Source organism: Sphingomonas plantiphila (assembly GCF_046000505.1).
Taxonomy (GTDB): domain Bacteria; phylum Pseudomonadota; class Alphaproteobacteria; order Sphingomonadales; family Sphingomonadaceae; genus Sphingomonas; species Sphingomonas plantiphila.
This window is the reverse complement of record NZ_JBELQC010000001.1, coordinates 977315-989100: the sequence shown is the minus strand read 5'-3', so window position 1 is coordinate 989100 and position 11786 is coordinate 977315. Positions and strand designations below refer to the sequence as shown.

Here is an 11786-nt window from a genome sequence, read left to right as displayed (position 1 = left end):
CCTTCATCACAGCGCGGTCTGATCGGTCTCGCCGGTGCGGATGCGCACCGCCTGACCGACGTCGAGCACGAAGATCTTGCCGTCGCCGATCGCGCCGGTGTTCGCCGCGGCCTGAACCGCCTCGACCACCCGCCCGGCCAAGTCGGCGGCGCAGACCACTTCGATTTTCAGCTTGGGCACCATGTTGGTGCTGTATTCCGCGCCCCGGTAGATTTCGGTCTGGCCTTTCTGCCGTCCGAACCCCTTCACCTCGGTCACGGTCATGCCCGCCACACCCAACTCGGTGAGTGCTTCCCGGACGTCATCGAGCTTGAACGGCTTGATGATGGCGATGACGAGTTTCATTCCGCCCCCTTTCGCGTTTGACCCGGAGGCCAATCAGCAAGGGACGTGCCAGAGTCGGAATCGGCGGGTTTCCGTCGGTCTGGGGTGCGGCATCTGTTACCGAAAGGTAAAAAATTGTGCAGGCGCGAACGCCTGCCTAATTTTTAGGCTGCCAAGCTGACTGCTCGCGCAATAGGCAGCGCTTCAGAGTTGGTGCCCGGTCCGGTCACGCTTGGTCGCGAGATAGCGCTCGTTGTGCGGATTGGGCGGCAGTTGGTGGGGCACGCGCTCGGCGACCTCCACGCCCGCTGCGACCAGCCCCGAGACCTTGTCGGGATTGTTGGTCAAAAGTCGTACGCGCTGTTGTCCGAGCTGGCGAAGCATCTGACCCGCCACACCGAAATCGCGCGCGTCGATCGCGAAACCGAGCCGGATATTGGCATCGACCGTATCGAACCCCTGATCCTGAAGCGCATAGGCGCGCAGCTTGTTGACCAGACCGATCCCGCGTCCCTCCTGCCGCAGATAGAGCAGGATGCCCCAGCCACTTTCCGCAATGGCGTGAATCGCCGCGTGGAGCTGGGGCCCGCAATCGCATTTCAGGCTGCCAAGTACGTCTCCGGTCAGGCATTCGCTGTGCAGCCGCACCAGCGGCGGAGTGCCGTCGGGCTGGCCGATCACGAGCGCGATATGCTCGTCGGGCGATTCGGGCGTGCGGAACGCGACGATCTCCGAATCCTCGGCACCGGCCACGGGAAGCCGCGCGCGCGTTACGAGCCGCAACCGCGCCGGATCCTGGTGCGACTCGATATCGGCGAGCGTGATCGCGTCCGGTATCCGCCGCCCGGGCGCTTCGGGATGGAGGAAGAATGCCGGGAGCAGTCCGGCGATCCGCGCAAGGCGCAGCGCCGCCGCGGCCGCATCCGGCACAAGCGCCGGGGTCGCGCGAAACGGTCCCTTCATCGGCCTGGACAGATCGTGCTGCGGATCGGCAAGCGCGACCGCGGTGTCGAAATCGAGCCAGGGGCGCCGCGCGATCATCACCGGCGCGTCGGGGACCGCTGCATCGCGCTGGTTGGTCAGTTTGAGCGTCGCCGCGCGACCGGCCGAAATCAGCAGCGGGGCGGCGATCTGGGGATCGAACTCGACGAGCCGCTGGGCATCGGCGGTCTCCACCGCGAGCAGCGACAGCGCCCCCTCCGCCCCGCGGATCGCGATCGGCCAGCCGCGCCGCATCGCATCGACCGCGCGCGCCGCCGCACGGGGATCGGGAAGCGGCGGGGCGCTCAAAACGCGAACTCGGTGACGATCGGAACGTGGTCGGACGGCTTGAGCCACCCGCGGCACGGCTCGCAGACGCGATGCGCGGTCGCCTGCGCCGCAACATCGCCGCTCGCCCACATATGGTCGAGCCGACGACCGCGATCCGACGCCGCCCAGTCCTTGGCGCGATAGCTCCACCAGGTGAAGCAGCGTTGGGGCGCAGGAATGAACTTGCGGCCGAGATCGACCCAGTCGTTCGCCGCCTGCAGGCGGCCCAGCGCCGCGACCTCGACCGGCGTATGGCTGACCACGCCGAGCAACTGCTTGTGGCTCCACACGTCGCATTCGAGCGGGGCGATGTTGAAATCGCCGGTCAGGATCACCGGCAGGCCGCTCAGCCCTTCCGACCAGCGCGTCATGCGTTCGACGAAATGGAGCTTCTGGCCGAATTTGGGGTTCACGTCGCGGTCGGGCACGTCGCCGCCGGCGGGCACGTAGACATTTTCCAGCCGCACCCCGTTCGGCAGCCGCACGCCGACATGCCGCGCCTCGCCATTGGCCTGCCAGTCGAGCCTATCGTCCTCGACCAGCGGCACGCGGCTGATGATCGCCACGCCATGATGCATCCGCTGACCATGGATGACGATGTGATCGTAACCCAGCGCGCGCAGCGGCGCGTGCGGGAAATCGCCGTCGATCACCTTGGTTTCCTGAAGGCACAGGATGTCGGGTGCCTCCTCGCGAAGGAACTGCTCGACGATCTCCATGCGAAAACGGATGGAATTGATGTTCCAGGAGGCGATCTTCATGGCCGCGTGATCTAGGGACGGGGTCGCGTCCCGGCAATGGCGGAGCGCACGAACGCTGCGTTCCCGAAACGGAAAGGCCCCCGCTCCGGGGGCATGGAGCGAGGGCCGACCTGGCGTTCGTCACGCAGGCAGGACGGGGACACCTTCGGGCAACAGGGGGAAAAATCCCGAAGCCCCATCCGCAGATACCGGTCTAGCGCTGCAAAGCTGTCGCCAACATGAATGCCCGCGTCAGCGGCGCCCGCCCTTTTTCCGCGGGTCGTTCCAGCGGAACGCTCCATCGCTGATCGGGGCGTTGAACTTCTGGTCTGACAGGCGGACCGTGGTGCGGTTGTTCTGCGAGTCGAGCGCGACCCAGCCCTGGAGCATAAGCCCGCCCGGTGCCGAGGCATTGCGTGCGAATACCATCGTGATGCGCCCGAATTCGGGGCGCTTGGGATCGTGCGCCTCGATGCTCACCACATCGGGATTGCCGGTCGGAATCACCTTGGCATAGCGCGCGACGTTGCGTTCGGGGTCGAGCAGGATCCCCAGCGGCGAATCCTTGACCGGCCAGCGCGACACCTGTCGAACCGAATAGTCGATGAACCACAGGGCGCTGCCGTCGCCGACGATCAGCAGCGGCACGCCCTTTTCATACTGGAAGCGGACCTTGCCGGGCTTCTTCAGCGTCAGCACGCCGTTCAGCGTCTTGCCCGCGCGATCGGTCTGGCTGAACTGCGCCGTCATCGTCTGCGTGCTCCGCAGATGCTGCTGCACCTGGGCGAGCGTGCCTTGCTGCGCGGTGGCGGGAGCGGCGAGCGGAAGGGTGATTGCGGCAAGCGCCGCCAGCGGTCGGAGTGTCATGGTTGTGCCAAACATATCCGACCTCTGACGGTTCCGCTTTGAACTCGGCGTGAACGCCATCGGGGCGGCCCCGCCCGTAACGGCGACGCCGTCAGATCAAGCCGCGCTGCGCGCCGTGACGATCTTGCCCGGCTCGCGCGGCGGCTCGCCCTTGGGCAGCGCGTCGACATTCTCCATGCCTTCGGTCACCTCGCCCCACACGGTATATTGCCCGTCGAGGAAGGTGGCATCGTCGAGGCAGATGAAGAACTGGCTGTTGGCGCTGTTGGGATCGTTGGTGCGCGCCATCGAGCACACGCCGCGCAGATGCGGCGCGCTGCTGAACTCGGCAGGCAGGTTCGGCTCCTTCGATCCGCTCATGCCGGTCCCGGTGGGGTCGCCGCCCTGCGCCATGAACCCGTCGATCACGCGGTGGAACACCACGCCATCGTAAAAGCCGCTATCGGCAAGCTTGACGATCCGCTCGACATGCTTGGGCGCAAGATCGGGGCGCAGGCGGATCTGCACCTCACCGGTGTCGAGGGTCATCACAAGGCGCGTCGGAAGATCGGACATCGAAACTCATACTCCGGTGAAAACGGTCGTCCGACCCCTAGGACTGCAAGCGTCCGGTTGCAAATGGTGCAGATGCCGTGGCGGATTGGCAGCGCGATTCGAGCGCGTTAGAGGGGGGCTGGGCGCGCAACCGGGGAGGCTCGATGAACGACGAGACCGAAACCGCAACCGCGATCCCCGAATCGCATGACCAAGAGGCACGCGACAGCCTGAGCCCCGACTTCGTCCGCGCCATTCTCGACCTGGTCGAGAACGGCGAGGTCGAGGCGGCACGCGAGAAGGTCGAGCCGCTCCACCCCGCCGACATCGCCGACCTGGTCGAGCTGACCCCCGCCGATCAGCGCCATGCCCTCGCTTCGGCGATTTCGGGCCTGATCGACGGCGAAGTGCTCGCCGAGATGAACGACTGGGTCCGCGACGCGCTGATCGAGTCGCTCGAGCCCCACGAAGTCGCCGACATCGCGGCGGAACTCGACACCGACGACGCGGTGGCGATCATCGAGGACATGGAGGAGGCCGACCAGCGCGCCGTCCTTCGCGCGCTCGACCCGGACGACCGTGCCGCAATCGAGGAGGCACTGTCCTATCCCGAGGAGTCCGCCGGCCGCCTGATGCAGCGCGAGCTAATCGCGGTGCCCGAGCATTGGACAGTCGGCGACGTGCTCGACTATCTGCGCGGCGCGGAGGAACTGGCGACGGATTTCTGGGAAATCTTCGTTGTCGATCCCGCCCACCATCCGGTCGGTACCTGCGCATTGTCGTGGATCCTGCGCACGCCGCGGCTGGTGTCGATCGCCGATGTGATGAAGCGCGAACAGACGCTGATCCCGGTCGACATGGATCAGGAAGAGGTCGCGCTGATCTTCCAGAAATACGCGCTGATTTCCGCCGCGGTGACCGACGACAGCGGCCGGCTGGTCGGCGTGATCACCGTGGACGACATCGTCCACATCATATCCGAGGAAGCGGGAGAGGACGCGCTGCTGCTGTCCGGTGCCGGCGACGGCGACATCAACGAGCCGATTCGCGACACCTATATCGCACGCGTCCGCTGGCTCATTGCCAACCTGTTCACCGCACTGGTCGCCTCGTCGATCATCGCGCTGTTCGGTGGGGCGATCGAACAGATGGTGGCGCTCGCGGTGCTGATGCCGATCGTGGCGTCGGTGGGCGGCAATGCCGGCACGCAGACCATGGCGATCGTCGTGCGCGCACTCGCCACCAATCAGCTGACCCAGTCGAACACGGTGCGGATGATCCGCCGCGAGATTCTCGTCGCGCTGCTCAATGGCGGGACGATCGCGGTCCTGCTGGGGCTGGGCGCGGGCTTCGTCTTCGCCAACCCGGCCCTGGGCGGGGTGATCGCATCCGCGATGATCATCAATATCCTTGTCGCCGGCCTCGCCGGCGTGCTGGTCCCGGTCGCGTTCGACCGGCTGGATCAGGATCCCGCCGTCGCGTCATCGGTGTTCGTGACCATGGTCACCGATTCGATGGGCTTCCTCGCCTTTCTTGGACTCGCGGTCGCGTCGGGTCTGGTCGGCGCCTAGCTTGACCCCGGCGCCCGCCGCCACCAGATCGCAGCGATGGCGCTCCATCTCACCAAAGTCGCGTTCGGCAATCCCAGCGTCGAGCATCTGCGCGCGCGACTGGCGCTACGCGGACACGACGGGCCGGTTGCGCTCACCACGCGCTATCTGCCCAAGCGGCATGCGGAAATCGCGGGGCAAGGATCGCTGTTCTGGATCCTCAAGCATCAGCTTGTCGCACGTTCGCCGATTCTCGGCTTTGGCGAGGCTGAGGGCGGCCGCTGCGCGATTCTGCTCGATCCCCAACTGGTGCAGGTGATCCCGCAGGCAAAGCGGGCGCATCAGGGATGGCGCTATCTCGAGGGCGTGGATGCCCCGGTCGATCTTGGCGAGGGCGACATGGCGTCGTTGCCGCCCGAACTGGCCGGCAAACTGGCCGAACTGGGCCTCGCCTAACGCACCAGGCGGGGATATGCCGCGCGCAACGCCGCGACCTTCGGCTTGTCCCAGCGGACGATATAGGGGTGCGCGGGGTTGCGCCGGGCAAAGTCCTGATGCTCCGCCTCGGCAGGATAGAAGGCGCCCTGCTCGACCGTCGTCGCGACCGGCTTGCCATAGGCGCCGCTCTTGTCGAGCTGGTCGATATAGGCACGCGCTACACGGGCCTGCCCCGGGTTTTGCGGGAAAATGGCCGAGCGATAGCTGGGGCCGACATCGGGGGTCTGACGATTGAGCTGCGTCGGATCGTGCGCGACCGAGAAATAGATGCGCAGCAACGTCGCATAGCTCACCTGTCGCGGATCGAATGTGATGCGAACCGCTTCGGCATGGCCGGTACGCTCGGTCGAGACCTGCGCATAGCTCGCGGTCCCGCGCGCGCCGCCGGCATAGCCGCTGGTGACCGACTTCACGCCCTTCACCTGCTCGAACACCGCTTCCATGCCCCAGAAGCAGCCCCCCGCAAGCACCGCCACCTGATCGCCCTTCGCCGGCGCGACATCGACCGTCGACGGCGGAATCGCGACTGCCTTTTCGCCGCCGCTGCCCGCGAACACGGGCGGCACGAGTCCCGCAGCACCGGCAAAGGCAAACGCGCAAAGGCCTGCAAGACCAAGAGCGGCGGCGCGCATCATCAGAAGAACGGGGTCGCCGCCAATTGCTCGGCGTGGAGCGCGACCATGCCGATCGCGCCAAGCGAGAAACCGGCCAGGAACCGGCGGAGGAACTGCGATTTCAAGGCCGCAAACATGGGTCAATCCTTATTGGTTGGCGCGGAGATGGGGTGCCCCGCGACGAATCCAAGCAAAGATTAGCTTCCGGTCGATGAACCTGCGCTGGCTTGCCGGTTCATCGTGCGGTTCAGCGCAGCGCCGCACATGCTTCCTGAATGCGGCTGCAGGCTTCGGTCAGCACGTCCTCGCTGGTCGCATAGCTGATCCGCAAGGCCGGCGAGAAACCGAACGCCGCGCCATGCACAGCCGCGACCTTCGCTTCGTCGAGCAGATAGCCGACCATCGTCTCGTCGGTGTCGATCGTCACCCCCTTGGGCGTCGTCTTGCCGATCAGCGCGCTGAATTCGGGATAGACGTAGAAGGCGCCTTCGGGCGTCGGGCAGTTCATGCCCTCGATCGCGTTGAGCATGCCGACGACCAGGTCGCGGCGCTTCTGGAACGCTGCGGCGCGATCCTTCAGGAACGCCTGGTCGCCCGTCAGCGCGGCGACCGATGCCGCCTGGCTGACGCTGCACGGGTTCGACGTCGACTGCGACTGGAGCTTGCCCATCGCCTTGATCAGCCATTGCGGGCCCCCGGCATAGCCGATGCGCCAGCCGGTCATCGCATACGCCTTCGACACCCCATTGGCGGTCAGCGTGCGATCGATCAGCGACGGGCAGACCTGGGCGATCGTCGCGAATTCGAACCCGTCGTACAGGATATGCTCGTACATATCGTCGGCGAAGATCAGCACGTGCGGGTGCCGCTCGAGCACCGCGCCCAGCGCCTTGAGCTCGGCGGCGCTATAGGCCGCACCGGTCGGGTTGGATGGCGAGTTGAGGACCACCCACTTGGTCTTCGCGGTGATCGCGGCGTCGAGCTGTGCCGGCGTGATCTTGTAGTTTTGGTCGGCACCCGCGGCGACGAACACCGGCTTGCCGCCCGCGAACTGGACCACATCGGGATAGCTGACCCAATAGGGGGCCGGGATCACCACTTCGTCGCCCGCGTCGATCGTCGCGCAAAACGCATTGAACAGCGTGTGCTTGCCGCCCGAATTCACGCTGATCTGGTTTTCGGCATAGGTGAGGCTGTTCTCGCGCGCGAACTTGCCGACGATCGCAGCCTTGAGCTCGGCGGTGCCGTCGACATTGGTGTATTTCGTCGCGCCCTTGCGTATCGCCTCGATCGCCGCATCCTTGACGAAATCGGGCGTGTCGAAATCGGGTTCGCCAGCGCCAAGCCCGATGACATCGACCCCGGCACGCTTCAGCTCCAGCACACGGCTCGTCATGGCGAGCGTGGCCGAAGGCTGGATGCGGTTGAGCGCGGCGGAGGTCTGCATGGAAAACGCCTCTCTGAAGGGAAAATCGCGCGCCCTATAGGGTGACGATGGCCCCCTCCGCAACCGTAACAGCCGAAACAAGACCGCGAACGGCGTTGCCGATGAAGAAGCCGTCAGCGAGGTCGTCGGGCCGCAGCTCGTCCTCGACCGCGCGCTGGCTTGCGAGCAACTCCGCCCGCAGGATTCCGGGCAACACGCCCCGCGTCAGCGGCGGGGTGCGCAACACGCCGTCGGCGCCCGGCACGAAGATCGAGGTGAAGCTGCCCTCTGTCAGATATCCCGCATCATCGACATAGAGCGTCTCGAACGCGCCCGCGACACGGGGCCAGGGGCGCCGATCGCTGGTCTTGTGGGCGAGCCGAAAGTCGCGCGGCGCGACTTGGCGCTGCGCCAGCGCGACGGTGACCGGTTCGACCGGCGTGTCCGGCATGGGTGCCGTGCCGATCGCGATGCGAGCCTGCGATGACAACAGCAATCGCACCCGCGCCGGCGCACGCAGCCGGAAGGTTGCGGCCTGAAGCTCGTTACGGATGCCATGCCGATCGAACGCGATGCCGAACGCCTGCGCGCTCGCCTTCATCCGTTCGATATGCCGGTCCAGCAATGCGATCCCTTGCGCCGGATCGAATGCCATCGTTTCGATGAGGTCGATGCGCCGCTGGCCCCGGGTCAGGAACGCCCCCTTGGCCAGGCATTCGTCCCATTCCTCTCCCGCCCGCGAATCCGCGACCACGCCAGATCCCAGGCCGATGGTCGCGCGCTGCTCGCCCTCCCGCACGTGCAGCGTGCGAATCGCGACGTTGAACGCCGCGTCCCCCGACGGATCGATCCGCCCGATCGACCCGGTATAAGCGCCGCGCGCATCGGGCTCGACCGCGGCGATCACCTCCATCGCCCGGATCTTGGGCGCGCCGGTCACCGATCCGCAGGGAAAGATCGCGGCGAGCGCGGCCGCGGGGCCGATTTCGGGCGCGATCGTCGCCGACACCGTCGACACCATCGTATGCAGCGTCGGATAGGTTTCGACCTTGAACAGTTCGGGCACGGCAACGCTGCCCGGCGCGGCGATGCGGGTCAGGTCGTTGCGCATCAGATCGACGATCATCAGGTTTTCGGCGCGCTGCTTGGCGTCGGTGGCCAGAGCCGCGCGAGCGGCGTCATCCTCCTCCGGAGTCGCACCGCGGGGCGTCGTGCCCTTCATCGGTCGGGCGATCAGCTGTCGGTCGCGCAGCGCGAAGAACAATTCGGGGGAGAAGGAGAGCAACCAGTCGCTCCTCGTCCACACGATTCCGCCATAGCCCGCCGCCGCCCGTGCACGGATCGCGGCATAGGCGGCGAGCGGGTCGCCGATCAGCCGCACCGCCGCGCGAAAGGTCAGATTCGCCTGATAGATGTCCCCCGCTTCGATCCAGGCATGCACGCGCGCAAAGGCCGCGTCATAATCGGCGCGCGCGATGCGCGGTTCGGGGCGCCCGACCCAGGCGCCGGCCGGGTCCGGGAGTAGAGTCGGGACGTCTTCTGCGGCGATCTCGCGAAAGCCCTCGAACAACCCGAACCACAGCAGCGGCCCGTCCGCACCGCCCGTGAGCGCGGCCAGACGCGGCTCCAGCGCATGCCCCGCCTCATAGGCGAGATAGCCCGCGGCATGCAGCCCTTCGGCGGTCGCGGCCTCGAGGTCCGCCAGGGCCGGTGCGACGTCCTCGGCCGAATGCGCGGCAATCACCCGCAGCGGCGCGGTGTAGAGTCGCGCGGCTTCGCCCCCCGGCCGGGCATCGTCGAGCAGCACGAAAGGGGCGTCGGCGCGCATCACATCGGCCATGCAGGGGGAAGCGCTCGCCCGCAAGCCTCTGTTGCCGCTCGGGCGGGCTCGGCCTATCTGAAGCGCCATGGCCTCCACCCCCTCCACGCCCGCGCTGCGCGCCGCGATTATCCCCGTCACCCCGCTTCAGCAGAATTCGACGCTGCTGTGGTGCACGCGCACGATGCGCGGCGCCTTCACCGATCCCGGCGGGGATCTCGACCGGCTCAAGGCGGCGGCGCAGCAGCATGGCGTCACGATCGAGAAACTGCTGATCACCCATGGCCATATCGACCATTGTGGCGAGGCAGGGGTGCTGGCGAAGGAGCTGGGCGTGCCGATCGAGGGACCGCACGAGGCGGATCGCTTCTGGATCAGCCGCCTGGAAGACGACGGGCGCAGCTATGGCGTCAACGGCAAGCCGTTCGAGCCCGATCGCTGGCTGGTCGATGGCGACACCGTGACCGTCGGCGAGCTGACGCTCGACGTCTATCACTGCCCCGGCCACACGCCCGGCCATGTCGTGTTCCACCACCCCGCCAGTCAGCTCGCCATCGTCGGCGACGTGATCTTTCAGGGGTCGATCGGCCGTACCGACTTCCCGATGGGCAACCATCAGGATCTGCTCGATGCGATCACCGGAAAATTGTGGCCGCTGGGCGATGAAACCGTCTTCGTCCCCGGCCATGGCCAGCCCAGCAATTTCGGGCAGGAACGACGCACCAATCCGTTCGTCGCCGACGCCGTGCTGGCACGAAGCTAAACCGATCGGTTGACAATCATCGGGAGCGTCGCGTAATTCAACCAAATGGTTGAACGACTCGACACGACCTTCGACGCCCTGTCCGATCCCACGCGACGCGGGATGCTCGCGAGCCTTGCCGTCGGCGAGAAGAGTATCGGCGAACTCGCCCAACCCTATGCGATGACGCTCGCCGGCGCGTCGAAACACGTCCAGGTGCTCGAGCGGGCGGGTCTCGTCACCCGCCGCCGTGACGGGCGTACGCATCGCTGCGCGCTCAACCCCGCCCCGCTCGCCGAGGCCAACCAGTGGCTCCAGCAATGGGCGACCTTCTGGAACACTCGGCTCGACGGTCTCGAAGCCCTGCTTCGTGACGCCCCGCAGGGAGATGCGCAGTGACGAAGGCCACCCCGTTCCTGATGTTCCAGCACGGCAAGGCGCAGGCCGCGCTCGATTTCTATGTCGAGCATGTTCCCGACAGCCGCATCGATTCGGTCGAGCGCTTCGGCCCCGACGGCCCCGGGCCCGAAGGCACCATCATCCGCGCCTTCGCGACCATCGCGGGCCAGGAGGTGATGGTCCATGACAGCTTCATCGCGCATGGCTTCGACTTCACGCCATCCTGGTCCTTCTTCCTCGACTGCGACGACGCCGCCGGGTTCGACCGGCTCTTCGCGACTCTGTCCGAAGAGGGCGCCGTGCTGATGCCACCGGGCAATTACGGCTGGAGTCGCAACTTCGCCTGGATCAGCGACCGCTTCGGCGTGTCGTGGCAGCTCAACCTAGCCTGACGGGAACTCGTACATGCCCGACCTCGAAATCCTCGCCCCCGACACGCTGCGCATCGTCCGTATCCTCGACGCGCCGCCCGCGACCGTGTGGCGTTACCTCACCGAAGCGGAGCTGCGCCGCCGCTGGTTCTCGGGCGGCACCGATGCCCGCGCAGGCGAAGCGGTCGAGCTGGTGTTCGACCATGACAATCTGTCGGCGGAAGAGGTCCCCTATCCGGAGAAATACGCCAAGTGGCAGGGCGCGGTGGGACGCGAACGCGTGGTCGAATATGATCCGCCGCACGTCTTCGCGATCAGTTGGGACGAGGGCAAGCAGGGGATCGCGCGGTTCGAGCTGTTCGCGGAAGGTACCGATCGAACGCGCCTCGTCCTGACGCATAGCGGCATCACCGGTCCCGCCCCGATGGCCAATTTCGGTGGCGGCTGGCATTCGCACCTCGCGGTGCTTCAGGGCCTGCTCGCGGGTCAGCCCGTCCGCAACTTCTGGGCGCTGCATGCCCAGTCGGAGGCAAAGGTCGCCGCCACGCTCGCACAGGCTTCGACAAGCGGGGGATGAATCCCTAGATCGGC

Annotated in this window: 14 protein-coding genes; 6 read left to right on the top strand and 8 right to left on the bottom strand. The window is 66.6% G+C overall.

Annotated features, from left to right (window positions below; translation table 11 throughout):
* Positions 1-6 precede the first annotated feature (6 nt).
* The 5 genes from ABS767_RS04790 to ABS767_RS04770 form a co-directional block, all read right to left on the bottom strand.
* Positions 7-345, bottom strand: coding sequence for a P-II family nitrogen regulator (locus ABS767_RS04790; RefSeq protein WP_408077216.1), 339 nt, complete (start codon positions 343-345; stop codon positions 7-9).
* A 183-nt stretch (positions 346-528) separates the two neighbouring features.
* The gene (gene ribA / locus ABS767_RS04785; RefSeq protein WP_408078652.1) at positions 529-1560 is read right to left on the bottom strand and encodes a GTP cyclohydrolase II; all 1032 of its coding nucleotides are present in this window, start codon (positions 1558-1560) and stop codon (positions 529-531) included.
* Between the two features lie 50 nt (positions 1561-1610).
* Positions 1611-2396, bottom strand: coding sequence for an exodeoxyribonuclease III (locus ABS767_RS04780; protein ID WP_408077215.1), 786 nt, complete (start codon positions 2394-2396; stop codon positions 1611-1613).
* A gap of 231 nt (positions 2397-2627) precedes the next feature.
* Positions 2628-3242, bottom strand: coding sequence for a LolA family protein (locus ABS767_RS04775; protein ID WP_408077214.1), 615 nt, complete (start codon positions 3240-3242; stop codon positions 2628-2630).
* Between the two features lie 96 nt (positions 3243-3338).
* Positions 3339-3797, bottom strand: a complete 459-nt coding sequence (locus ABS767_RS04770; RefSeq protein WP_408077213.1) for a peptidylprolyl isomerase — start codon at positions 3795-3797, stop codon at positions 3339-3341.
* Positions 3798-3940: 143 nt separating this feature from the next.
* Here ABS767_RS04770 and mgtE point away from each other — a divergent pair, with 143 nt between their 5' ends.
* Together mgtE and ABS767_RS04760 are read left to right on the top strand one after the other, a co-directional pair.
* Entirely contained in the window at positions 3941-5347 is a 1407-nt protein-coding gene (gene mgtE, locus ABS767_RS04765) for a magnesium transporter (RefSeq protein ID WP_408077212.1), read from the top strand.
* 36 nt (positions 5348-5383) lie between these two features.
* Positions 5384-5782 (top strand): DUF1489 family protein, encoded by a 399-nt coding sequence (locus tag ABS767_RS04760; protein ID WP_408077211.1) that lies wholly within the window; start codon positions 5384-5386, stop codon positions 5780-5782.
* On the opposite strand, the gene msrA is transcribed toward ABS767_RS04760, so the two are convergent.
* The 3 genes from msrA to pabB form a co-directional block, all read right to left on the bottom strand.
* Positions 5779-6459, bottom strand: coding sequence for a peptide-methionine (S)-S-oxide reductase MsrA (gene msrA, locus ABS767_RS04755; protein WP_408077210.1), 681 nt, complete (start codon positions 6457-6459; stop codon positions 5779-5781). The two genes, ABS767_RS04760 and msrA, sit on opposite strands and share 4 nt — an antisense overlap.
* Positions 6460-6685: 226 nt before the next feature.
* On the bottom strand, positions 6686-7885 hold the full coding sequence (locus ABS767_RS04750) for a pyridoxal phosphate-dependent aminotransferase (protein WP_408077209.1): 1200 nt from the start codon (positions 7883-7885) through the stop codon (positions 6686-6688).
* A 34-nt stretch (positions 7886-7919) separates the two neighbouring features.
* Positions 7920-9692 carry an aminodeoxychorismate synthase component I gene (gene pabB / locus ABS767_RS04745; RefSeq protein ID WP_408077208.1) on the bottom strand — a complete coding sequence of 591 codons (1773 nt, stop codon included), beginning with the start codon at positions 9690-9692 and terminating at the stop codon, positions 7920-7922.
* Between the two features lie 79 nt (positions 9693-9771).
* Between pabB and ABS767_RS04740 the strand changes: the two genes are divergently transcribed.
* Genes ABS767_RS04740 through ABS767_RS04725 form a run of 4 tightly spaced genes read left to right on the top strand, consistent with a single transcriptional unit; the run spans position 9772 to position 11772 of the window.
* Entirely contained in the window at positions 9772-10446 is a 675-nt protein-coding gene (locus ABS767_RS04740) for an MBL fold metallo-hydrolase (protein WP_408077207.1), read from the top strand.
* A 45-nt stretch (positions 10447-10491) separates the two neighbouring features.
* Complete coding sequence (locus tag ABS767_RS04735; protein ID WP_408077206.1) at positions 10492-10824, top strand: ArsR/SmtB family transcription factor; 333 nt, start codon at positions 10492-10494, stop codon at positions 10822-10824.
* The gene (locus ABS767_RS04730; RefSeq protein WP_408077205.1) at positions 10821-11216 is read left to right on the top strand and encodes a VOC family protein; all 396 of its coding nucleotides are present in this window, start codon (positions 10821-10823) and stop codon (positions 11214-11216) included. The genes ABS767_RS04735 and ABS767_RS04730 overlap by 4 nt, the downstream gene beginning before the upstream one ends.
* A gap of 13 nt (positions 11217-11229) precedes the next feature.
* Positions 11230-11772: an SRPBCC family protein gene (locus ABS767_RS04725; RefSeq protein ID WP_408077204.1), complete on the top strand. Its 543-nt coding sequence runs from the start codon at positions 11230-11232 to the stop codon at positions 11770-11772.
* The last annotated feature ends 14 nt before the right edge of the window (positions 11773-11786 follow it).